At 72.8% G+C, this 22,772-nt stretch carries 20 protein-coding genes; 13 read left to right on the forward strand and 7 right to left on the reverse strand.

Annotation, left to right across the window (positions count from 1 at the left end; all coding sequences use genetic code 11):
* Together IF17_RS0100005 and IF17_RS0100010 are read left to right on the forward strand one after the other, a co-directional pair.
* Positions 1–1,521, forward strand: a 1,521-nt coding sequence (locus IF17_RS0100005) for an outer membrane protein assembly factor BamB family protein (RefSeq protein WP_030560837.1), incomplete at its 5' end; no start/stop codon positions are given.
* Positions 1,522–1,690: 169 nt separating this feature from the next.
* Positions 1,691–2,923, forward strand: coding sequence for a C40 family peptidase (locus tag IF17_RS0100010; RefSeq protein ID WP_030560839.1), 1,233 nt, complete (start codon positions 1,691–1,693; stop codon positions 2,921–2,923).
* Positions 2,924–2,964: 41 nt separating this feature from the next.
* On the opposite strand, the gene IF17_RS0100015 is transcribed toward IF17_RS0100010, so the two are convergent.
* Genes IF17_RS0100015 through IF17_RS0100035 form a run of 5 tightly spaced genes read right to left on the reverse strand, consistent with a single transcriptional unit; the run spans position 2,965 to position 8,929 of the window.
* Positions 2,965–4,200 carry a styrene monooxygenase/indole monooxygenase family protein gene (locus tag IF17_RS0100015; protein ID WP_018509954.1) on the reverse strand — a complete coding sequence of 412 codons (1,236 nt, stop codon included), beginning with the start codon at positions 4,198–4,200 and terminating at the stop codon, positions 2,965–2,967.
* A 32-nt stretch (positions 4,201–4,232) separates the two neighbouring features.
* Entirely contained in the window at positions 4,233–4,907 is a 675-nt protein-coding gene (locus IF17_RS0100020) for a GTP-binding protein (protein ID WP_030560843.1), read from the reverse strand.
* Positions 4,888–5,304 carry a DUF742 domain-containing protein gene (locus tag IF17_RS0100025; RefSeq protein WP_030560845.1) on the reverse strand — a complete coding sequence of 139 codons (417 nt, stop codon included), beginning with the start codon at positions 5,302–5,304 and terminating at the stop codon, positions 4,888–4,890. Before IF17_RS0100025 ends, IF17_RS0100020 begins: the two co-directional genes overlap by 20 nt.
* Positions 5,301–5,780: a roadblock/LC7 domain-containing protein gene (locus tag IF17_RS0100030; protein ID WP_026241085.1), complete on the reverse strand. Its 480-nt coding sequence runs from the start codon at positions 5,778–5,780 to the stop codon at positions 5,301–5,303. Before IF17_RS0100030 ends, IF17_RS0100025 begins: the two co-directional genes overlap by 4 nt.
* The gene (locus tag IF17_RS0100035; protein WP_030560848.1) at positions 5,777–8,929 is read right to left on the reverse strand and encodes a sensor histidine kinase; all 3,153 of its coding nucleotides are present in this window, start codon (positions 8,927–8,929) and stop codon (positions 5,777–5,779) included. Before IF17_RS0100035 ends, IF17_RS0100030 begins: the two co-directional genes overlap by 4 nt.
* A 363-nt stretch (positions 8,930–9,292) precedes the next feature.
* Between IF17_RS0100035 and IF17_RS0100040 the strand changes: the two genes are divergently transcribed.
* Positions 9,293–10,084 (forward strand): protein phosphatase 2C domain-containing protein, encoded by a 792-nt coding sequence (locus tag IF17_RS0100040; RefSeq protein WP_030560850.1) that lies wholly within the window; start codon positions 9,293–9,295, stop codon positions 10,082–10,084.
* Between the two features lie 19 nt (positions 10,085–10,103).
* Here the strand turns inward: IF17_RS0100040 and IF17_RS0100045 are convergent, their stop codons facing one another.
* Positions 10,104–10,586, reverse strand: a complete 483-nt coding sequence (locus tag IF17_RS0100045) for a MarR family winged helix-turn-helix transcriptional regulator (protein ID WP_030560852.1) — start codon at positions 10,584–10,586, stop codon at positions 10,104–10,106.
* Positions 10,587–10,804: 218 nt separating this feature from the next.
* Here IF17_RS0100045 and IF17_RS0100050 point away from each other — a divergent pair, with 218 nt between their 5' ends.
* Both IF17_RS0100050 and IF17_RS0100055 read left to right on the forward strand, forming a co-directional pair.
* Complete coding sequence (locus tag IF17_RS0100050; protein WP_030560854.1) at positions 10,805–11,650, forward strand: lysozyme; 846 nt, start codon at positions 10,805–10,807, stop codon at positions 11,648–11,650.
* Positions 11,651–11,816: 166 nt separating this feature from the next.
* On the forward strand, positions 11,817–12,569 hold the full coding sequence (locus IF17_RS0100055; RefSeq protein WP_030560856.1) for a polysaccharide deacetylase family protein: 753 nt from the start codon (positions 11,817–11,819) through the stop codon (positions 12,567–12,569).
* 140 nt (positions 12,570–12,709) lie between these two features.
* On the opposite strand, the gene lon is transcribed toward IF17_RS0100055, so the two are convergent.
* The gene (gene lon, locus IF17_RS0100060; protein ID WP_030560858.1) at positions 12,710–15,127 is read right to left on the reverse strand and encodes an endopeptidase La; all 2,418 of its coding nucleotides are present in this window, start codon (positions 15,125–15,127) and stop codon (positions 12,710–12,712) included.
* Between the two features lie 264 nt (positions 15,128–15,391).
* Here lon and IF17_RS0100065 point away from each other — a divergent pair, with 264 nt between their 5' ends.
* From IF17_RS0100065 to IF17_RS0100100, 8 genes are all read left to right on the forward strand, one after another.
* Positions 15,392–16,000: an RNA polymerase sigma factor gene (locus IF17_RS0100065; protein WP_030560860.1), complete on the forward strand. Its 609-nt coding sequence runs from the start codon at positions 15,392–15,394 to the stop codon at positions 15,998–16,000.
* Positions 15,997–17,019: a hypothetical protein gene (locus IF17_RS0100070; RefSeq protein ID WP_032771536.1), complete on the forward strand. Its 1,023-nt coding sequence runs from the start codon at positions 15,997–15,999 to the stop codon at positions 17,017–17,019. Before IF17_RS0100065 ends, IF17_RS0100070 begins: the two co-directional genes overlap by 4 nt.
* The gene (locus IF17_RS0100075; protein WP_030560864.1) at positions 17,016–17,783 is read left to right on the forward strand and encodes an ABC transporter ATP-binding protein; all 768 of its coding nucleotides are present in this window, start codon (positions 17,016–17,018) and stop codon (positions 17,781–17,783) included. The genes IF17_RS0100070 and IF17_RS0100075 overlap by 4 nt, the downstream gene beginning before the upstream one ends.
* On the forward strand, positions 17,780–19,129 hold the full coding sequence (locus IF17_RS0100080; protein WP_032771539.1) for an ABC transporter permease: 1,350 nt from the start codon (positions 17,780–17,782) through the stop codon (positions 19,127–19,129). Before IF17_RS0100075 ends, IF17_RS0100080 begins: the two co-directional genes overlap by 4 nt.
* Positions 19,126–19,764 carry a hypothetical protein gene (locus IF17_RS0100085; protein WP_244890394.1) on the forward strand — a complete coding sequence of 213 codons (639 nt, stop codon included), beginning with the start codon at positions 19,126–19,128 and terminating at the stop codon, positions 19,762–19,764. Before IF17_RS0100080 ends, IF17_RS0100085 begins: the two co-directional genes overlap by 4 nt.
* Positions 19,765–19,774: 10 nt before the next feature.
* Complete coding sequence (locus IF17_RS0100090) at positions 19,775–20,482, forward strand: spermidine synthase family protein (RefSeq protein ID WP_030560869.1); 708 nt, start codon at positions 19,775–19,777, stop codon at positions 20,480–20,482.
* A 258-nt stretch (positions 20,483–20,740) separates the two neighbouring features.
* Positions 20,741–21,478, forward strand: a complete 738-nt coding sequence (locus IF17_RS0100095) for a response regulator transcription factor (RefSeq protein ID WP_018509977.1) — start codon at positions 20,741–20,743, stop codon at positions 21,476–21,478.
* Positions 21,475–22,551 carry a HAMP domain-containing sensor histidine kinase gene (locus IF17_RS0100100; RefSeq protein ID WP_026241093.1) on the forward strand — a complete coding sequence of 359 codons (1,077 nt, stop codon included), beginning with the start codon at positions 21,475–21,477 and terminating at the stop codon, positions 22,549–22,551. The genes IF17_RS0100095 and IF17_RS0100100 overlap by 4 nt, the downstream gene beginning before the upstream one ends.
* Positions 22,552–22,772: the final 221 nt, after the last annotated feature.

A 22,772-nucleotide genomic window follows, 5' to 3' on the forward strand; every position in this document is an offset into this window, starting at 1 on the left:
CCTAAGCCTTCGTCGGCAGCGTCAGATGTGTATAAGAGACAGCTCCCGGCACCGTCCCACCACCACACCTACGGCAGCCCCGCCCCCTATCCGGCAGCGGCACTCCCGCCCTCCGCGACCACAGCCCAAGGCAACAACGGCAACGGCAACGGCCCCATGGTGGCGCTGCCCCTCCCGCCCGCGCCCGCCCCTCCGGAGGGCTCCGCCACCAGCCGCCGGACCCTGATCGCCATCGCGGCGGCGGCGGTCGGCGGGCTCGTCGTGGGCGGCGGCGCGGTCGCCGCGATCGGCGGCGGGGAGACCGCGGCCGCCACGGACGCCAAGCCCCCGGCGCCGAAGCCGCGCCGCACGCTCCCCGGCCAGCCCCCCGAGCCGCGCTGGAGCTACTCCCACCCGGCCTCCGAGTCCGCCCCGCTGACCACCGCGCTCTGGCGGGACCGGCTGCTGGTGGTGACCAGCGAGAGCCAGGCCAGCGCCGTCGACGTGAGCACCGGCAAGCGGGTCTGGCAGCGCGCCGACGCCGCCAAGGGCCAGGCGGCGGTGGTCGCCGGTGACCTGTGCTTCGTGGCGAGCCCGACGGAGTTCCTCTGGCTCGCGCCGAAGGACGGCACGGTCGTGCACCGCGTGCGGTACGCGGACGGCTTCACCGACCTGCCGGACCTTCAGGTGGGACGGCTGGCGGGCCACTCCGGGACGGTGATCTGGTTCACCGGCTCGCGCACGGTCACCGTGAAGGCCCCCAAGCCGAAGAAGGGCAAGAAGAAGGCGGCGGACAAGCGGGTCGTCCAGGCGTACTTCTTCGCGTACGACATCGTCCGGCGCGCCGAGGTCTGGCGTACGCAGGTACCGGCGGGCCGCGCCCCCGGCACGCCCCTCTACCGGGTGGTCGCGGAACGCTCGGCCGATCTCCTCGTCCGGCAGGACGCGGTCACCCTGACGGCGGCCGAGGTCAAGGCGGCCAAGGGGAAGGGCTCCATCCGCTCCTTCGACCAGCAGACCGGCAAGCTGCGGTGGACCAAGCAGTACGGCACGGCCGGCCCCGAGGCTGCAGTCACGGGTGACGAGGACGGGATCCTGTACGCCGGGGCCGGCGTCCACCTCCAGTCGTTCGACGCGGACACCGGCAAGCCGCTGTGGCGGGTCGACGGCACGGCTGGCTCGGCCTTCGGCACCCCGCTCGTGGCCGGTCCGGTCCTCCACACCACCGAGCGCAGCCGGCAGGTCGGCGCGGTGGAACGGGAGAGCGGGCGCCTGGTCTGGCGGCGCTCGACGGAGGTGCCCGGCATCGGAAGCGCGCCCGCCCTCACCCTGAGCAGCAGCGGAAAGACCCTGCTCGCCTCCGACGCCACCCAGGTCACCGCGTTCTCGGCGGCCGACGGGGAGCGGCTGTGGAAGTTCCAGGACATCGGGGCGGCCGAACCGAAGGGGGCGACGGTCAGCGCCCCGTACCGGACCCTCGCCGTCGGCGCGCACATCATCGTCCAGCGGGACCGGGCCTTCTACGCCTTCCCGGTGGCCTGAGCCTGAGGCGACCACGCTGATTCCGCCGTCCGGGGCATCCCCCGGACGGCACGCCCTGCGGTGCTTGCATCACCTGACACCGGATGACCGGATTAATCGGATCAGCTCGCTCACTTGTGGACGAGCCCGCATCTTCCGGGTCCCGTCCCTCCGTCACGGAGGTGATGTCGTGTCAGGCAGGCTCCTGCGCGCGGTCTGCGCGACCGCACTCGCCACGGCCCTCGCGGTCTCCCCCGCCACCGCCGCCCCGGCCGAGCCGGACCCCGTACCCGTACCCGTACCGTCCGAGGAGCCCGTACGCCCCGACGGGGACGACGCGGCAGAGGTGGACGCGGAGACCGCCCTCGCAGCCCCCGAAGCCGGGGCCGCTCCCCAGGCCATCACCACGCTCCTCCGCGACCTCCAGACGCGCTACCAGGCGGCCGAGGAGGCGAGCGAGACCTACAACGCCACCGCCGAGAAGCTGAAGCAGCGGACCGCGCAGGCGAAGAAGGTGAACGCCGAGCTGGCGAAGGCCCGGGCCGCGCTGGAGCTCAGCCGGGGGGACGCCGGGCGGCTGGCCCGGGAGCAGTACCAGGGGCGCACCGAGTTCTCCGCCTACCTCCAGCTCCTGCTGGCCCGGGACCCGCTGCGCGCCCTGGACCAGAGCCATGTCGTCGAGCGGGTGGCGGCGGGCCGCGCGGCGACGGTGGAACGGCTGACCGCCGACGCCCGCCGCGCCGACGCCCTGGCGGCGGCCTCCCGTAAGGCGGTCGACGAGCAGAAGAAGCTGGCCGCGCGGCAGAAGAAACAGCGCGACACCGTGCGCGGCAAGCTGGAGGAGGTGGAGACGCTGCTGGCCACGCTCTCCGCCGAGCAGCTGGCCCAGCTGGCCGGGCTCGAACAGCGGGGCGTGGAGGCGGCCCAGCGCGAACTGGCCGCCTCCGGCGCGCTCAGCTCCACCCGGCCGCCGACCCGGCAGGGCGGTGACGCCATCACGTACGCGATCGAGCAGATCGGCAAGCCGTACGTCTGGGGCGCCGAGGGCCCCGACTCGTTCGACTGCTCCGGCCTGACCTCCCAGGCCTGGGCGGCGGCAGGCCGGCCGATCCCCCGCACCTCACAGGAACAGTGGAAGCAGCTCCCGAAGGTGCCGGTCTCCTCACTGCGCCCCGGCGACCTGGTGATCTACTTCCCGAAGGCGACCCACGTGGCGCTGTACATCGGCGACGGCCTGGTGGTGCAGGCCCCTCGCCCCGGCACCAAGGTGAAGGTCTCCCCGGTGGCGTCCAACCCGCTGCTGGGCGCCGTCCGCCCCGACCCCGACGCCGCACCCCTGTCCACGTACACCCGCCCGGAGCTCCCCGAGGGCGCCCGCGACGGCTCGGACACGGGGTACGGCGTGGACCGGGCGCCGGAGTAGTCCTGGTGGCCGAAGCAACGGCCACCAGGACGACAGGTCGCTCAGGCGCCGGAGACCGAGGCCAGGTACGCGTTCGTCTTCTCCGGCTCGAAGAAGAAGTTGTCGAAGTCCGCCGGGTCGTTGAACCCGTTGGCGAAGCGGTCCGCGACGGGCTGGAGCTGGCCGGCGGCGCCGATCAGGTTCAGGACGTGCTCCGGCGGGACGCCGAGCATCGCGTTGGTCCACTTCGTGACGTGCTGGGCGGTCTCCCAGTAGCGGTCGAAGGTGGACTGCATCCACGCCGCGTCGAACTCCTTGTCGCCGTGGGCCAGGATCGAGTCCAGGTAGGAGTTGGCGCACTTGGAGGCCGAGTTGGAGCCCTGGCCGGTGATCGGGTCGTTGGCCACGACCACGTCCGCGACGCCGAGGACCAGACCGCCGCCGGGGAGCCGGCCGATCGGCTTGCGGACCGTGGGGGCGTACCGGCCGGCGAGGGTGCCGTTGGCGTCGGTCAGCTCGACCTTGGTGGCGCGGGCGTACTCCCACGGCGTGAACTTCTCCATCAGCTCCAGCGTCTTCGCCAGGTGCTCGGAGGGGTCCTTGATGCCCTGGAACGCGTCCAGCGGGCCACCCGGGATGCCCTCCCAGAAGAGGATGTCGGCGCGGCCGGAGGTGGTCAGGGTCGGCATCACGAACAGCTCGCCGACGCCCGGCACCAGATTGCAGCGGACCGCGTCGAACTCCGGGTGCTCGGGGCGCGGCCCCATCCCGTGGACGTACGCGACGGCCAGCGCGCGCTGCGGGGCGTCGAACGGCGAACGCGCCGCGTCCCGGCCGAACATGGAGACCAGCTCGCCCTTGCCGGCCGAGACCATCACCAGGTCGTACGTACGCGAGAAGTAGTCCAGGTCGGAGACGGCCGCCCCGTGGATCACTAGCTGCCCGCCGCGCTGGGCGAAGGTCTCCATCCAGCCGGCCATCTTCACCCGCTGGTCGACGGACTGGGCGTACCCGTCCAGCTTGCCGACCCAGTCGATCGCCCGGGAGGAGTCGGGGGCGGCGACGGAGACGCCGAGGCCCTCGATCTTCGGGGCCTGGGACTCCCAGAAGTTCAGCTGGTAGTCCCGCTCGTGCTGGAGCGCGGTGTGGAACATGCACTGCGTCGACATGACCCGGCCGGTGCGGATCTCGTCGGCGGTGCGGTTGGACATCAGGGTGACTTCGTAGCCCTTGGACTGGAGCCCCAGGGCCAGCTGGAGCCCGGACTGTCCGGCTCCGACTATGAGTATCTTCCGCATCGCGGCTCTCCGTTGTGTGTGATCGAGGAGGTCTAGGCAGGCGTGACGTCGAGAGCATGGCCGACGAGGGCCAGCAGCGACTCGACGACCGTGATCCTGTTACGCGCGTCCATGATCACTATCGGCACCTGCGGCGGTACGGTCAGGGCCTCCCTGACGTCCTCCGCCTCGTAACCGGGCGTCCCCTCGAAGTGGTTGACCGCCACGATGTACGGGAGCCCGCAGCTCTCGAAGTAGTCGAGCGCCGGGAAGCAGTCCTCCAGGCGCCGGGTGTCGGCGAGGACGACCGCGCCGATCGCCCCGCGCACCAGGTCGTCCCACATGAACCAGAAGCGCTGCTGGCCGGGCGTGCCGAAGACGTACAGCACGAGGTCGTCGTCGAGGGTGAGGCGGCCGAAGTCCATGGCCACCGTCGTGGTGGTCTTCTCGGGCGTCGCGGAGAGGTCGTCGGTCTCCTCGCTGGCCTGGGTCATCAGCGCTTCGGTCTTCAGCGGCGTGATCTCGGAGACCGAGCCGACGAAGGTCGTCTTGCCCACGCCGAAGCCGCCCGCCACCACGATCTTGGTCGCGGTGGGGGCGCGGGTGTGGTCGAGCTGCCAGGCCTGGAGGGATTCCTCGGCCTGGTCCTGGGGCCGGGACGGCTGGTCGTCCCGGGGCCCCGGCTGGCGCGGGGCGAAGAGCGGCGCCTCAGAGACGGCGGAGTCCATTGAGCACCCTTTCGAGCAGTGCGCGGTCGGGCTGACCGGTGCCGTGACCGGTTCCGTACACGCGGATCTTTCCCTGGTCGGCCAAGTCGCTGAGCAGCACCCGGACGACTCCGAGCGGCATCTTCAACAGGGCCGAGATCTCCGCGACCGTACGCATCCGGCGGCAGATTTCGACGATGGCCTGGAGCTCCGGCATGACGCGCGAGGCCAGGTTGCCGTTGGTCAGCTCGCGGCGCTCCTCGGGTGCTTCGAGGGCGGCGACGAACGTCTCGACGAGCAGGACGTGCCCGAACCGGGTGCGGCCTCCGGTGAGGGAGTACGGGCGGACCCTGGCCGGGCGCCTGTCGGCGCCGCGGACGGGGAGGCGGGGGGAGGGCTCGGCTGCGGCGGTCGTCACTGGGCGCTCTCCATCGATGTGCGCAGCTCGCTGCGGAGTTCGGGGGTGAGGACGTGTCCGGCCCGGCCGACGAAGAGGGCCATGTGGTACGCGACGACGCTCATGTCGCAGTCAGGGGTGGCGTGGACGCCGAGGAGGGAGCCGTCGCTGATCGACATGACGAAGACGCTGCCCTCGTCCATGGCGACCATCGTCTGTTTGACGCCGCCGCCGTCCATCAGCTTCGCGGCTCCGACAGTCAGCGAGCCGATGCCGGAGACGATGGTGGCCAGGTCGGCGCTGGAGCCCCTGGGGCCGTCCGACGGTCCTGCCTCCTTCGCCCGGTGATGGCCGGGGTCGGAGGAGAGCAGCATCAGCCCGTCGGACGAGACGACGGTGACCGAGTGGACCCCTGGCACCTCCTCCACGAGATTGCTCAGCAACCAGTGAAGGTTCCGGGCCTCGGTACTCAGCCCGAACGTGCTGGGCGCAGTCAACTGCGTGCCTCCTCGACTGTGTCCCCCGTCTCTCCGTTCCGGCGGTCCGTGCGGCCGCCGGTCTGCTCGGTGGTCCCTGTGTCGTGTGCGGTGCCCGTGACGGGTGCGGTGGTGGTCTCGTGCCCGGTACGGCCGGTGGCTACGCCCTCGTGGTCGGCGAGGGCGACGGAGCCGGTGGACTCGGCGATCTCGGCCTCGACATCGCGCCGGCCCTCCTTCGCCGCCTGGTGGAAGCTGCCGAGCCTGCGCCGCAGGTCGTCCTTGTCGAGGCTGCCGGTGCGTCCGGTGGTGGGGGCGCCCTCGGGCCGGACCACCTTGGGGGTGCGCTTGGGCAGCCCCTTGTCGGTGACCCGCTCGGCCTGCGGCCGCCGGGGGCCGGGCACAGTGTCGGCGGCGGCCTCGGCACGGGGGGTCGGGCGGAACTCGGGGCCGTCCGGCTCCTGGCCGCCCGGGGTACTCTCGGCCGGACGCTCGTGACGGTCGGGGCCGATGGCGTACGGGTCGGAGGGCTGCGGGGTCTCGGGGGTCACAGCCGGGGATGCCGGAGCTGTCGGAGGTGCCGGATCTGCCGGGGGCATCGGCAGCCGGACCTGCATCGTGACCTCGGAGTCCGACTCGGCGGGTGCGTCCGCTTCGGGCCTCTGCTGCGGTACGGCGGTGGCTTCGGGGTCCTCCGGCGTCTCGGCGCCCCCGGCGGGCGCCTGCTCCTGCGTGCCGGCCTCGTGGATCGCGCGCTCGGCGGCGGCGATCATCGGGTCGACGGCGGGCTCGGCGGCGGGTTCAGCGATGGGTTCAGCGGCAGATGCAGGCTCGGGCTCCACGGCCGGCTCGGGCTCGCTCGTCGCACCGGGCGTCTGCGCGGAAGCCGCCCCGGAGGCCCCCTCGGCAGGCGCCCCGGACGCGGGCGGCGTCGGCTCGGCGGTCACCGGCGGCAGGATCGGCGTACGGCTCGGCAGGGCGTTGGAGTTGGCCTCGGCCACCGAGCCCGGCAGGTTGAGCGTCGGCGCCTCACCGGGCAGCTGCACGGCGGGCGGCGAGGAGGCGGGGAGGGTGTTGGGCAGCAGGGTCTGCGGCAGGACGACGACGGCCGTCACTCCACTCCCCTTCTGCTCGCGCAGCTGGACCCGCACACCGTGCCGGGCGGCCAGCAACGAGGTGACCTGGAGGCCGAGTCCGGCGCCGTCGGCGTTCTGCTCCCCCGCCTCGAAGGAGGCCGGGTCGGCCAGCCTCGCATTGAGCTCGCTCATCCGGACGCTCGACATGCCGATGCCCTCGTCCTGCACGGAGAGCATCACCTCGCCGGTCTCCAGCAGCCAGCCGGAGAGCTCGACATGGGAGTCCGGCGGGGAGAAGGAGGTGGCGTTCTCCAGGAGTTCGGCGAGGAGGTGGCTGAGGTCGTCGGCGGCGAACCCGGCGATCTGGGCGTGCGGCGGCAGGGACTGGATGGTGACCCGCTCGTACCGCTCGATCTCGCTGACGGCCGCGCGGGCCACGTCGACCAGCGGGATCGGGCCCGCGTGGCCGTGGCCGTGCTCGGCGCCCGCGAGGACGAGCATGTTCTCGCTGTGCCGGCGCATGACCGTGGCCATGTGGTCCAGCTTGAACAGGGTGGCGAGGCGCTCCGGGTCCTGCTCGCGCTCCTCCAGGCTCTCGATGACGCCGAGCTGGCGCTCCACGAGGCCGAGGTTGCGCAGCGAGAGGTTGACGAAGGTGTGGTGGACGGTGTTCTTCAGCCGCTCCAGCTGGGTGGCGAGCTCGGCGGCCCGGACCTGGAGTTCGGCGCGCTGGAGGGTGAGGGCCTCGCGGCCCGCGATCAGTTCGGCGCGCTCGGCGTTGAGGTTCTCGAAGCGGCCGGTGAACTCCTGCTGGAGGCCGGTGAGCTTGGCGTGCAGGGTGTTCATCGACCGGACGACCTGGGCGAACTCGTCGTTGCGGCCGGTGTAGCGGACCGGTTCGGCGGTGGCGGGCTCGTCCGCGAGGCGGGCGGCGCCGATGCGCAGGACGGCGAGCGGCTGGGTGAGGGTGCGGGCGACGGCGGTGGAGACGCCGACGGCGAGCAGGAAGCAGCCGCCGAGCAGGGCGATGCTCAGTTCGAGGGCGGTGACGTCGTCGTCGCGGAACCCTTCCAGGCGCTGGACCTGGGTGGTGGCGAGGGCCGACTCGACACCGCGCATCCGGTCGACCCGGGCGGAGAGCGCGGACTCCAGCTTCTTGGCGTTGGTGGTGCGCTCGCTCTCGGAGAGCTCGGGACGGTCGGTGAGGCGGGCGAGGTACTTCTCCGCGCTGTTGACCTCGGGGCCGGTGACGGTGGCGGAGAGCTTGTCGCGGGCGACGGGGTTGGCTGCCTGGTCGAACTCGGCGAGCGAGGCCAGCTCCCGGACCCGGGCCTGCTGGGCGGCGGCGCTCAGCTCGTCCCGGTCGCGGTCGGCCCGTTTGGTCGCGTCGTCCTGGCCCTCGACCGGCAGCCCGGTGAAGGGGTCGATCTGCGGAGTGGTGGGCTCGGGGGCCGGTACGGCGAGGGCGGCGAGGAGGAGCCCGCGGGTGGCGGAGGCCTGCTCGACGGCTCCGCCGAGGGCGAGCGGGGCGCGGGTGGCGTCGGCGGCGCGCGGCGGCGTCTTGTCGGCCAGCTCGGCGGCGATGCCGTGCAGCTTGGCGATGACCTCGGAGTACGCCTGGTGGGCCTCCAGTGCCGAGCCCTTGCCGGTGAGGGCGTCCCGGCGCAGCGAGGGCACGGTGGAGAGGTCGCGCCGCAGGGCGGCGGGGGCCGGCTCGTGGATCTCGTCGATCTGCTGGTCGACGCGGGTGGTGCGGGTGAGGCGGCTCTGGGCACCGGCCTGGCCGTCATCGGCGCGGCCGCCCGCGATGTACGCGGTGACGGCGTCGCGCTCGTCGGCGAGGGAGTGCGCCAGGGTGACGGCCCGCTGGTTCAGCTCGGAGAGGGTCACCAGCCGCTGGGACTCGGCCAGATCGGAGGAGGCGCTCAGCGCGGCGGGAGCGCCCGCCGCGAGGACGATGACCCCGACGACGGCGACACCGGCGACCAGCCGGCTCCGTACCCGTACGGTCCGCTTGGTGGCGACCGGAGCCGGAGGCGTCGCCCCGGAACCGTCGCGCGTGCTGCCCTGGCTCCGCGGCCGCTTCTTCTGCACCGGTGCTCGCAATCTTGACTCGTCCACCCTTGAAGCAGAGGTGACGCTCGGTCACGTAGAAGGACCCCCCGCTCCTGGTACGGCTTCTGACCATTCCAGTGCTTTTGAGAGGGGGGCGCGCAACAACCGCTCCGCCACTCGAACGAGTGAACATCACTCTTGAGTTGGCGAACAAGTCTCCCCAGAGGCGCCCCTGACCATGCATAGGGCGCGGGGTGGAACTTCGGCGCCGCCTTTGGCAGGATGCCCGCCCGCACTCCCCCGGAGCCCTGCCCTCCGCGTACGAGGCCCGCCTTGACCTGCTGGTACGGCCGGAAACCGCTCCCGTGCGGGGCGCGTGAAGACCTCGTGCAGACTGGCGTCATGCGCTGCGAACTCGTCACCGTCCCCGGCGATCCCGAACGCCCCGACGAGGACTGGGCATCGGCCGCCGTCCCCGCGTCCGGCCAGGGGGGAGTGGTGGTGGTGCTGGACGGTGTCACGCCACCGGAGGGGGACGACGGTTGTGTGCACTCCGTCCCCTGGTTCACCGCCCGGTTGGGCGGCGCACTGGTGGAACTGTCGGGTTCACGGCGAGATATGGACCTGGCCGAGATCCTGTCGGAGTCCATCCGGCGCACCGCCGACGCCCACCGGTCGACCTGTGACCTTTCTCACGTGCGGACGCCTCAGGCGACCGTGGCCCTGGCGCGTTGGAACGAACACGCGATCGAGTATCTGGTGCTCTCCGACGCGGTGCTCCTGCTGGAGGGGGCGGACGGCGCGGTCCGGGCGGTCCTCGACGACCGGCTCGACCGCCTGCCGCCGGGCTCGCTGGCCTCGGTGGCGACGGTCGACGCCCGGCTGCGCAACAAGGAGGGCGGCTTCTTCACCGCCGCCGCCGACCCCGCGGTGGCCGCACGCGCGGTGACCGGCACCGTCCCGGCGGACCGGGTCCGCTCACTGGCCGCGCTGACGGACGGGGCGAGCCGGTGGGCGGAGGTGTTCCGCGAGGGCGACTGGGCGGCCCTGCTGGAGCTGGTGCGCAAGGCGGGGCCCCAGGGGCTGATCGACCGGGTACGGGAGCTGGAGAGGGCCGACGCGGCCGCCGGGCGCGTACGGCTGCGGCGGGGCAAGACCCACGACGACGCGACGGCGGTGTTCGTGGAGCTGTAAGGGGCGGGGGCGCGGGCCGTCACTCCTCCGCGCGGGTGTTCAGCTGGTGCAGCAGCCGGGCCAGCTCCGCCACCTCGGCCCGGTCCCAGTCGGCCAGCTTGCGGACGTACTGCCCGCGCCGGGCGTCGCGGACGCTGCGGAAGCGGGCGAGGCCCTCGTCGGTGAGCCGGACGAGCCAGGCGCGGCCGTCGGCCGGGTCGGGTTCGCGGGCGACCAGACCGAGCTCCTCCAGGGCCCGCAGCTGACGGCTCATGGTGGCCTTGCCGACGCCGAAGTAGGCGGCCAGCTCGGTGGCCCGCTGCCGGCCGGCCGACTCCAGGCGGACGAGCAAGCCGTAGGCGGCGGGCTCCAGTTCGGGGTGGACCTCGCGGGCCATCTCGCCCGAACTGGCCCGGGCGCGGCGCAGGAAGACCGCCAGCTCGCGCTCCAGCGCCAGGAATTCGTGGTCCACACCAGTCCCGGCAGTCGCGCGCGGCTCCCGCGCCCTCTCGCTCCCGTGCACGTCAGCACCCCTCGTACGGTTTCCTGCCGATGAAAGTTTCTTCCACGGCCGGTCAACGCCGCAGCTCGGCCAGTATTTCGCAGGCGTAGACCAACGGCGGCGGCCAGGCCCTCTTCCGCACCCCGGGTCTACGTGCGTAGCGTCGTCACCGGATCGTACGCATGACATGAGCACGCCATGACTGTGGACAGCCACCACCCCACCCCGGAGGCACACCCATGCCCCTGCACCGTCACAGATCCGGCACCTCCCACCGCTCGCGCCTCACCGTCGGCGGAGCCCTCCTGGCCGCCCTCGCCCTCCTCCTCGCCCTGCCGGGCGCCGCCACCGCCGGCCCGGACACCGCCGACGCCCCGCCCGCCCGCGGCACCGCCAGGATGGGCCAGGGCGTCATCGAGCACGACGGCCAGGGCGGACTGCCCCGCGATCCCCGGGTCGTCCAGACCGAGGGCGTGGACGTCAGCAGCCACCAGTCCAACGTCGCCTGGCAGACCCTGTGGAACAGCGGCGTGAAGTGGGCCTACGTGAAGGCCACCGAGGGGACGTACTACAAGAACCCGTACTTCGCGCAGCAGTACAACGGCTCGTACAACGTCGGCATGATCCGTGGCGCGTACCACTTCGCCACCCCGAACACGGCGAGCGGCGCCGCGCAGGCGAACTACTTCGTGGACAACGGCGGCGGCTGGTCCCGGGACGGGCGGACCCTGCCGGGGGTGCTCGACATCGAGTGGAACCCGTACGGCGCCCAGTGCTACGGCCTCAGCCAGGCCGCAATGGTGAACTGGATCCGGGACTTCACCACCACCTACCGGGCGCGCACCGGCCGGGACGCGGTCATCTACACCGCGACCAGCTGGTGGAAGGACTGCACCGGCAACAACGCGGGCTTCGGCGCCGTCAACCCGCTCTGGGTGGCCCGGTACAACACGACGGTCGGCGAACTGCCGGCCGGCTGGCCCGTCCACACGATGTGGCAGTACACCTCGACCGGCCCCACGGTCGGCGACCACAACCGCTTCAACGGCGCGCTCGACCGCGTACAGGCGCTGGCCAACGGCTGACCCCACCTGAACCGGCCCCGGTCACCTCTTCGCAGGTCACCGGGGCTTCGCGCTGCCCCGCACCCCGCTATGCACTCAACGTATACACACTATGTATAGTCCTCGGCGTACCGCACACCTGTGCGGATATTTCCGCGCAGAGGAGTGGTGTGCCGTGTCGAAGAAGATGACCGTGTTCGGCGGCGGGTTGGCCGCCGCGCTGGTGACGACGCTCACACTGGCGCTCAGCGGGTGCTCGATGGAGACGACGGCTCCGGGCTCGGCGCGGCAGGACGCGGCGCCCGACGCCAAGGGCTCCTTCGGGCGGGCGGACTGCCGCAAGGCGAAGTGCATCGCCCTCACGTTCGACGCGGGGCCGGGCAAGGACACCCCGGAGCTGCTGGACATCCTGAAGGAGAAGAAGGTCCACGCGACCTTCTTCCTGCTGGGCAAGCACCACGTCCTCAAGCACCCGGACACCGTGCGGCGCATCCAGGACGAGGGCCACGAGGTGGCCAACCACACCTGGACGCACAAGATCCTCACCGACGAGGAGCCGGACGCGATACGGGCCGAGCTGGAGAAGACCCAGGTGGCGATCGAGAAGGTGACGGGGAAGAAGCCCCGGCTGATGCGCCCGCCGCAGGGCCGCACCGACGACAAGGTCTCCGGGATCAGCAAGGAGCTGGGGCTCTCCCAGGTGTTGTGGAGCGCCACCGCCAAGGACTACTCGACGAACGACTCGGCGCTGATCACGAAGCGGATCGTGGACCAGGCGAGCAAGGACGGCATCATCCTGCTGCACGACATCTACCAGGGCACCGTGCCCGCCGTGCCGGGGATCATCGACACGCTCCAGAAGGACGGCTACACCTTCGTGACCGTCCCTGAGCTGATGGCCCCGGCGGTGCCGGAGCCGGGCACGATCTACCGCCCCTGAGCGCTCCCGGGAAGAGCGGAACGGGCCGCCGCCGAGCACCCTGCCGCCGTGCACGCGGAACGGCCCGCCCCCGTTGACTCGGGAAGCGGGCCGTCCGTACCGGCCGTGCACCTGATGCCGCGCCCGTCACTGCGTGGCGGTCAGGCCGCGGCCGGGATCCTTTCCGCCGGGGCCGAGGCCGGGGCGAGGGCGATCTCCAGCACCTGGCGGACGTCGGTGACCGGGTGGACGTCCAGCTTCTCCAGCACCTCGGCCGGGACGTCGTCCAGGTCGGCCTCGTTGCGCTGGGGGATCACCACGGTGGTGATGCCCGCACGGTGGGCGGCCAGCAGCTTCTGCTTCAGGCCGCCGATCGGCAGGACGCGCCCGGTCAGGGACACCTCACCGGTCATCGCCACATCCGTACGGACGAGGCGTCCGGAGAGCAGCGAGGCCAGGGCGGTCGTGAGCGTGATACCCGCGCTCGGGCCGTCCTTCGGGACCGCGCCGGCCGGGAAGTGGATGTGCACGCCCCGGTCCTTGAGGTCCGCGACCGGCAGCTCCAGCTCCGCGCCGTGCGACCGCAGGAAGCTCAGCGCGATCTGCGCCGACTCCTTCATGACGTCCCCGAGCTGACCGGTCAGGGTCAGTCCGGACGCCCCGGTCTCCGGGTCGGCGAGCGACGCCTCGACGAAGAGGACGTCACCGCCCGCCCCGGTCACCGCGAGCCCGGTGGCCACACCCGGCACCGCGGTGCGGCGCTCGGCCGGGTCCTGGGCGGACTCGGGCACGTGGTGCGGGCGCCCGATCAGGCCGCGCAGGTCCGCGTCGGTCACCGTGAACGGCAGCTCGCGGTCGCCCAGTTCGTGCTGGGCAGCGACCTTGCGGAGCAGCCGGGCGACGGACCGCTCCAGATTCCGTACGCCCGCCTCACGGGTGTACTCGCCGGCCAGTTTGCGCAGCGCCGACTCCTCCAGGGCGACCTCGTCCTTCTCCAGACCCGCCCGCTCCAGCTGGCGCGGGAGCAGGTGGTCCCGGGCGATGACGACCTTCTCGTCCTCGGTGTAGCCGTCGAGCCGGACCAGCTCCATGCGGTCGAGCAGGGCCTCGGGGATGGCTTCGAGGACGTTGGCGGTGGCCAGGAAGACGACGTCGCTGAGGTCGAGCTCGACCTCCAGGTAGTGGTCGCGGAAGGTGTGGTTCTGCGCGGGGTCGAGGACTTCGAGGAGGGCGGCGGCCGGGTCGCCCCGGAAGTCGGAGCCGACCTTGTCGATCTCGTCGAGCAGGACGACCGGGTTCATCGAACCGGCCTCCTTGATCGCCCGCACGATCCGTCCGGGGAGCGCGCCCACGTACGTACGCCGGTGGCCCCGGATCTCCGCCTCGTCCCGGACACCGCCGAGCGCGACGCGGACGAACTTACGGCCCATGGCGTGCGCGACGGACTCCCCGAGCGAGGTCTTGCCGACGCCGGGCGGGCCCACGAGGGCGAGCACGGCACCGCCACGGCGGCCGCCCACGACCCCCAGCCCCCGGTCGGCACGCCGCTTGCGCACAGCGAGGTACTCGGTGATCCGCTCCTTCACATCGGCGAGGCCGGCGTGCTCGGCGTCCAGGACCTCCTGGGCGCCGCGGATGTCGTAGGCGTCCTCGGTGCGCTCGGTCCACGGCAGTTCGAGGACGGTGTCCAGCCAGGTGCGGATCCACGACCCCTCAGGGGACTGGTCGCTGGACCGCTCCAGCTTCTCGACCTCCTTGAGCGCGGCCGTCCGGACGTGCTCGGGCAGGTCGGCGGCCTCGACGCGGGCCCGGTAGTCGTCGGACTCGTCCTCCGGGTCGCCGTTGAGCTCGGAGAGCTCCTTGCGTACGGCGTCCAGCTGGCGGCGCAGCAGGAACTCGCGCTGCTGCTTGTCCACGCCCTCCTGGACATCCTTGGCGATGGACTCGGCGACATCCTGCTCGGCGAGGTGCTCGCTCAGCCACTGGGTGGCGAGCTTCAACCGCGCGACCGGGTCCACGGTCTCCAGGAGCTGGACCTTCTGCGCGGTGGTGACGAACGGCGAGTATCCGGAGTTGTCGGCGAGCGCGGAGATGTCGTCGATCTGCTGGACCCGGTCCACGACCTGCCAGGCGCCGCGCTTCTTCAGCCAGCTGGTGGCGAGCGCCTTGTACTCCTTGACGAGCTCGGCGGCGGAACCGGGCAGCGGCTCGGGCACGACGACGTCGAGCACGGTCCCCTCGACCCACAGCGCCCGCCCCGGCCCACTGGTCCCGGCCCCGATCCGGACCCGGTCACGGGCCCGGATGAGCGCCCCCGGGTCACCGTCGCTCAGGCGTCCGACCTGCTCGATGGTCCCGAGGACACCGGTCCCCGTGTACGTCCCGTCGATCCGCGGGACCAGCAGCACCTCGGGCTTCCCGCCGCCGGGACCGGCGGCGGCCTGCGCGGCCTCGACGGCGGCGCGCACCTCGGTGTCGGACAGGTCCAGCGGCACCACCATGCCGGGCAGGACGACCTCGTCGTCGAGCGGCAGCACGGGCAGGTCGATCGGTGTGAACGCCTTGGACTCGGTAGTCATGATCTCCCCTTCGGCAGGCAAGTTGAGCTATGTGGACTCAATGCTTGTGAGCCGCCGAATGTTCCCCGAGCGGTGTTCGCTGTGAGCGATCAAGACCCGGGAGCCTGGTGAGCCCCCTGTCCACGGGAGCGTCGGGCGCGGAACGGCTATTCCCCGGGCCGCTCTCCCGCCCTGGGTGAATCTCCTGGTGAGCCCGTCAGCCCGTCAGCCCGCGAACCCGTGAACCCGTGAACCGGATAGCGTCCGGCCGTCGATAGGGAGGGTGTGAGGCTGTTGCGCCCTGCGGGGGGAGACCGGAATGACGGTACGGAGACGGAGAGCGACGACGCGGCGTTGGTGCGCGCCGTCGCGGGCGGGGACGCGGAGGCGCTGGGCGCGCTCTACGACCGGCACGCCGGGTGGCTGCACGCCCGGCTCGCCCGGCGGTGCGCGGACGCGGAGACCGTGCGCGAAGTGCTCCAGGACACCTTCGTGACCGTGTGGCGCTCCGCCGGCTCGCACCGGGGCGCGCAGGTCGGCGGGTGGCTGTGGGTGATCGCCTCGCGCCGGCTCGTCGACACCCTGCGGGCGGGCGCCCGCGCCGACCGGGCACCGGGCCCGGTACCGGAGACCGCCGCCCCCTCCGCCGAGGACCGGGTGCTGGCGGGCCTGGAGTACGGGGACGTGGGCACCGCGCTGGCCGGGATCTCGCCGGAGCTGCGCGAGGTCCTGCGCGCCACGGTCGTGGACGGGCTGTCGACGAGGGAGGCGGCCGCGCTGCTCGGCATCCCCGAGGGCACGGTCAAGACCCGCGCGATGCGGGCCCGGCGTGAGCTGCGGGCCGCACTGGAACGGCTGACGCCGGACGGCGAAGCGCTGGGAGGTACGGCATGAGGCGGGAACGTTCCGGCCTGGGACCGGACTGGCACGTGGGCGGGGAGCTGGCCGCGCGGTACGCCGCCGGTACGGCTGCCGAGAGCGAAGCGTGGTCGCTGGAGAAGCACGTCGAGGCGTGCGGCGCCTGCGCGGCCGTGGTCTCGTCGGCCGTCCGGGCGGGGCCGGAGACGGGCCCGCTGCTTGCAGGCATCCGGGCGGCGGTGCTGGAGCGGGCTGTCCAGGAACCGCGCGAGAGCGTCGGCTCCCGGGCGTACGCCAACAACGGCACCGGCCCGGCCATCGGCACCACCGTGACAGGCGCGGGAACCAGCACGACCACCGTGACAGGCGCGGCAACCAGCACGACCACCGTGACAGGCGCGGGGACCACGGGGGTGCCCCCGCGCCTGTCACGGGCCGCCCGGGTCGTGTGGGCCGCCGGGCCCGCCCTGCGGGGGGCCTGGCTGGTGGCGCTCGTCATCGTCGCCCTCGGGGCCGTCGCCCTGTCGTACGGGGCCGGGCTCGGGGCCTCGGTGCGGCCGTTGCTGCTGGTGACGGCGCCGGTGCTGCCGCTCGCCGGGGTGGCCCTGTCCTACGGGCTGCACGCCGATCCGCTGTACGAGATCGCCACCTCGACCCCGGCCGGCGGGCTCCGGCTGCTGCTGACCCGGGCCGCCGCCGTCCTCGCGGTGAGCGTCCCGGCGCTGACCCTGGCCGGGGCCGTGCTGCCGGTCGCGGCGGGCGGCCCGGGGGCGGCCGCCTGGCTGCTGCCGGGGCTGGCGCTGACGCTCGCCGCGCTCGCGCTGGGCAGTTTCGTCGGCGGCCGCCGGGGGGCGGCCGCCGTCGGGGCCGCCTGGCTGGCGTTCGTCGTCGCCCCCGCCGCCGCCGGCGGGCCGGCCGGGGCCGCGCTGATGGCGGGGGCCTCCCCCTACTTCGCCGGCCCCGCCGTCCAGAGCGGCTGGGCCGCCGGGGCCGTGGCGTGCGCGCTGCTGCTCGCCGCCCGCCGCCGATCCTTCGACCATCTGGAGACACCGTGAGCGCCAAAGTGACCGGGCTGACCGTCCGGCACCGCAGGAACACCGCCCTGGATGCCGTGGATCTGGACTTCGCTCCGGGCGTGCACGGGCTGCTCGGGCCCAACGGGGCGGGCAAGACCTCCCTGATCCGGGTGCTGGCCACGGTCTCGCCCCCGGACGCCGGGCAGGTGGAGCTGCTCGGCACCGAGGTCGGCCGGGGAGCCGATCACCGCGAGCGCGCCTCCGTACGGCGCCGGCTCGGCTATCTGCCGCAGGTATTTGGCTACTACCCGGGGTTCACCGTCCGCGAGTTCGTCGGCTACGTGGCCTGGCTCAAGGAGATGGACGGGGCGCAGGTCGCGGCGGCGGTGGAACGGGCCGTGGACCGGGTCGGGCTCGGCGAGCGGATCGACGCCAAGGTGAAGACGCTCTCCGGCGGCATGGTGCGGCGGGTCGGCATCGCCCAGGCGATCGTCAACGAACCCGCGCTCCTGCTGCTGGACGAGCCGACCGCCGGTCTCGACCCGGAGCAGCGCGTGGAGTTCCGGGCCCTGCTGCGGGAGGTGGGCCGGACCTCCACGGTGATCGTCTCCACGCATCTGGTCGAGGACGTCGCGGCGGCCTGCTCCGATGTGACCCTGATCGAGGCGGGCCGGATCGCCTACCGGGGCACCACCGCCGAACTGATCGAACTGGGCGACGCGGCGGACGAGCTCGGCGGCAACCCGATCGAGCGCGGCTACACCGCCGCCCTGCGCGCCCACCGTACGGCGGTGGGGGCATGACGGACACGTTGAGCCCGCCGGAGCCCACCGCCCCGGCCGCCTCCCCGCCCCGAATCGGCCATCCGGCGCGTGGAGCGTTCCGGGCCGAGCTGCGGCACGGGATCGCTCCCTGGATCGCACCCGCCATGGCTCTCACCATCGCCGTGCCGATGATCACCAAGGCCGCTCAGTGGCAGGGCAGCTGGGGCGAGACGCAGGGGCTGCTGCATTCGCTGACCACCTTGATCGGCGGCCCGCTGGCTGCGGCCGCCGGGTGCTGGCAGGGCGGCCGGGAGCACCGGCGCAGAACCGTCGGGCTGAGCCTCTCGGTGCCTCGCTCGCGGGCGGCGCAGCTGGTGATGGCCGCGCTGCCGGTCGCGGTGTGGGCGGTCGTCGGCCACCTGGTGGCCGTGGCGGGGGTGCTGGCCGCCAGCTGGCCGTACGCCGGGGCCGGCGGCCCCTCGGTGGGCATGATCGTCCTGGATGCCTGGTTCCCGGTGTGTGCCGTGTTCACCGGGTTCGTGGTGGGTCGCGTGTGCCGGTGGCGGCTGGCCGCGCCGGTGCTCGCGGCGGCCACGTACCTCGTCCTGGGCGCCCCGACGTACACCTCCTCCGACCTCCGCTTCCTGAACCCGGCCGAGCAGTACTACCTGACCGACCGGGTGCCGGTGGCGTGGTTCGTGCCCGTGATGGTCCTCTGGACGGGCGCTCCGGTGCTCGCCCTGGTCACCGGCTACGCCGTGCGGCGCCGGTTCCTCGCGCTCGTCCCCCTGGCGGTTGCCGCCCTCGTCGCGCCCCTGATCGTGAGCAGCGGTGAGGACCTGTTCCGGGAGGACCCGGTGGCGGAGAGGCTGATCTGTACGGAGGCGGTGCCGCAGGTCTGTGTGGGCGGGCTCGACGGCCCGCTGCTGTCCCCGGCGTCCGACGCCCTGACCGGGCTGGTCTCCCGACTGGAGGGGGTACCGGGTGCGCCCGTGCGGTACGTCCAGACCTCCGACAGCCGGCGGCTCCCGCCGGACACCTCCCGGCTGCCCTACACGTCCCGCGGCTGGACGGTGGTGCGTGACCGGATCGCCGATCCCGCCGGGTACGCCTGGGAGACGGCGCACTTCCTCACCGAACGCGACTGTCCGGAGTCCGTGACGGAGGAGGTGGAGGAAGACCCTGCCACCGTACGCATGCGGGAGACCGACGACGCCGTGGTGCACTGGCTGGCCCCCTGGGGCAGTTCGCGGCTCGACCCCGCCCAGGGCGCGGTGTATCTGAACCGGCTCACCGCCATGGGCGACACCGAGCGCCGGGCCTGGCTGGGCCGCTATCTGGCCACCCGTACGAGTTGCGACCCGAAGGCGGTGCCGGCGCTGTGACGACCGTACGACTGGGGCTGCCCGTGCTCTACCTGCGCTCCCGGGCCCTGCCGGCGACCCTGGCCGCGCTGGCGGCCATCGCCGTGCTCGCCGCGTGGGCGGCCGACCGGCTCCAGGACCGGCCGGAGTTCGACCACACGGCCCGCGTCCCGGTCCTCGCGCTCGCCCCGCTGCTCGCCGCCGCCGCGATCGGCACCGGGCTCCTCTCGCACACCGAGGAGCTGGACCGCACGGCCGTACGCCGCTGGTGGCCCCGGCGGCTGACGTACCTGCTGGTCCTCACCGCGCTCACCGCCGGGGCCCTGGCGCTGGCCGTGCCGGGTCATCCGGAGCAGTTCGGCGCCCCGGCGATGGTCCGCAACGTGGTGGGGGCGACGGGGGTGACGGCAGCGGCGGCCGCGCTCCTGGGGGCCCGGGCGAGCTGGCTGCCGATGACGGTCTACGGGGGCGCGGTCTACCTGGCCGCGCCCCGGACGCCGGGCGGGGCGGCGGCGTACTGGGCGTGGCCGATGCAGCCGGGGCCGGAGGTGGCGGCCTGGGTGATGGCCGGGACGGCGTACGTGGCGGGGGCGGCGCTCCTGGCACTGCGCGGCCCGCGCCCGGACCGCGACCACGGAAGCGGGCGGCCCTCCTAGAATCCGGTCCATGGAGCCCGACACCCAGACCTACCCCCGCGCCACGACTCCCCCCGCCCCCCTCACCCTGGACCGCCGCGAAGGCCCCTTCGGCGAGGTCGTCCTGCGGGAGCGCGGGGAGCACTTCGAGATCATCGCCAACGGCTGCTTCCTGATGGACACCTCCGACGGGCGCTCCGAGCGGCTGCTGATCGACGCCGCCCTGCGCTCCCTGCCCGCCGGCCGGACCGGCCCCTCGGTGCTGATCGGCGGGCTCGGGGTGGGTTTCTCGCTGGTGCGGGCCGCCGAGGAGGAGCGCTGGGGGCGGATCGTGGTCGTGGAGCGGGAGCAGGCCATCGTCGACTGGCACCGGCAGGGCCCGCTGGACCGGATCTCCGGGGCGGCGCTGGCCGACCCCCGGACCGAGGTCGTGCACACGGATCTGGTCGCCCACCTCCGTACCGCCACGGAGCGTTACGACGCGCTCTGCCTGGACATCGACAACGGGCCCGACTGGACCGTCACGGAGGACAACGGGAGCCTCTACTCCCCCACCGGCCTGGCCCACTGCCACGACCGGCTGACCCCGGGCGGAGTGCTCGCCGTCTGGTCCGCGCAGCCGTCCCCGGCCTTCGAACAGGCGTTGCGGAATGCCGGGTTCACCAGGGTTAGGACCGAAGAAGTGGCTGTTGCCCGAGGTGTGCCGGACGTGGTCCATCTCGCATCGAGGAGTCTCTGAGGGGCCGCTCAAGGGCCCTGAAAGCCCCCTCCCGGTATGTACGGGTCCGGTAGGAGACGGGGCAACCTTCACAAGGCCGACGATCCGCCGCCCCGCCGGAGCCGAACTCAAACCCCTGGGACAACACCCTGCGTAGCCGGGAGCCCTCCGCTGCCTTTACGCTGCTGACCGGCACATAGGGATCACCCACGAAATCCACGAGCGAAGACCGTGCCTTGCGGGGGTTCGCCCCCCGCGAGAACGGGCAGGGGCGGGGCGATGGAACAGACACACACCACCCACAACGGCGTCGCGGCCACCCCAGGGGCTCAACGCCGGGTGCTGGTGGTCGAGGACGACGCCACGATCGTCGACGCCATTGCCGCCCGGCTGCGGGCGGAGGGCTTTCTGGTGCAGACCGCGCTGGACGGGCCCGCGGCCGTCGACGCGGCCGAGGCATGGCAGCCCGATCTGATGGTGCTCGACATCATGCTTCCCGGCTTCGACGGCCTGGAGGTCTGCCGCCGGGTGCAGGCGACGCGCCCGGTGCCGGTGCTGATGCTCACCGCGCGCGACGACGAGACCGACATGCTGGTCGGGCTCGGGGTCGGCGCCGACGACTACATGACCAAGCCGTTCTCCATGCGGGAGCTGGCCGCCCGGGTGCACGTCCTGCTGCGGCGGGTGGAGCGGGCCGCGCTGGCCGCCGTCACCCCGCGCAGCGGGATACTGCGCCTCGGCGAGCTGGAGATCGATCACGCGCAGCGCCGGGTCCGGGTGCGCGCCGAGGACGTCCACCTCACGCCGACCGAGTTCGACCTGCTGGTCTGCCTGGCGAACACCCCGCGCGCGGTGCTCTCCCGGGAGCAGCTGCTGGCCGAGGTCTGGGACTGGGCGGACGCCTCGGGCACCCGTACGGTCGACAGCCACATCAAGGCGCTGCGCCGCAAGATCGGCGCCGAGCGGATCCGTACGGTGCACGGCGTGGGCTATGCCCTGGAGACCCCGGCCCCATGACCCGGCCAGGGTCGGGAATGCGGCCCTTCTCCATCAAGGCCAAGCTCGGCACGCTCGTGGTGGTCTCGGTCTTCATCACGACCGGTCTGCTGATCGTGGCGCTGCGGACCCGGACCGAGTTCCAGTTCATCACCGTGTTCTCGGTGATCGCGACGCTGCTGATCACCCAGTTCGTGGCGCACGGGCTGACCGCGCCGCTGGACGAGATGCGGGCGGTGGCCCGGTCGATCTCGCACGGCGACTACACGCGCCGGGTGAGCGGCGCCGGGCGGCGGGACGAGCTGGGCGACCTGGCCCAGACGATCAACCGCATGGCGGACGACCTGGAGGCGGAGGACCGGCACCGTAAGGAGCTGGTCGCCAACGTCTCCCACGAGCTGCGCACCCCCATCGCGGCGCTGCGGGCCGTGCTGGAGAACGTGGTGGACGGGGTCTCGGCCGCCGATCCCGAGACGATGCGTACGGCGCTGAAGCAGACGGAGCGGCTCGGCCGGCTGGTGGAGACGCTGCTGGACCTGTCCCGGCTGGACAACGGGGTGGTGACGCTCAGGGCGAGCCGCTTCGAGGTGTGGCCGTATCTCTCGGGCGTACTGAAAGAAGCCAATCTCGCCGCGTCCCAGCGACGCCTGTCGTCGGGGTCGGGCAACCACTCCCGTACGGACGTCCACCTCCATCTGGACGTCTCGCCGCCGGAACTCACCGCGCACGCGGACGCCGAGCGGCTGCACCAGGTGGTGGCCAACCTCATCGACAACGCGGTCAAGCACAGCCCGCCGCACGGCCGGGTGACGGTCCTGGCGCGGCGCGGGGCGTACCCGGAGTCGCTGGAGCTGGAGGTCATCGACGAGGGGCCCGGCATCCCGGAGGCGGAGCGGTACCGGGTCTTCGAACGGTTCAACCGGGGCCAGGCCCCCTCACCCCACGGTCCGGGCAGCGACGGCGGTACGGGGCTGGGGCTCGCGATCGCCCACTGGGCGGTGGATCTGCACGGCGGCCGGATCGGAGTGGCCGAATCCGCTCGGGGCTGCCGCATCCAGGTCACCCTCCCGGGGTTGTCCGAGCGACGCGGTTGACGACACGGCCGACCGTCGTTGACATAAGGTCGAACCGGAAGGGCACGTTCTCCGTGTCCAGCCCGAAGGGGATCTCAAGGGGATACGGTCAGACGACCGTATCCACGGTCCTGCGTACCCGAAGTGCAGTGGAACCTCGCTTGTTTCCCGCCATTTCCTGCGCCGAAACCCGCGTTGCGATGTGATGTGCACGACGAAGCACCGGCCCGGTCTGCAAGGAA

It is taken from the genome of Streptomyces cyaneofuscatus (genome assembly GCF_000718135.1).
Lineage (GTDB): Bacteria > Actinomycetota > Actinomycetes > Streptomycetales > Streptomycetaceae > Streptomyces > Streptomyces cyaneofuscatus.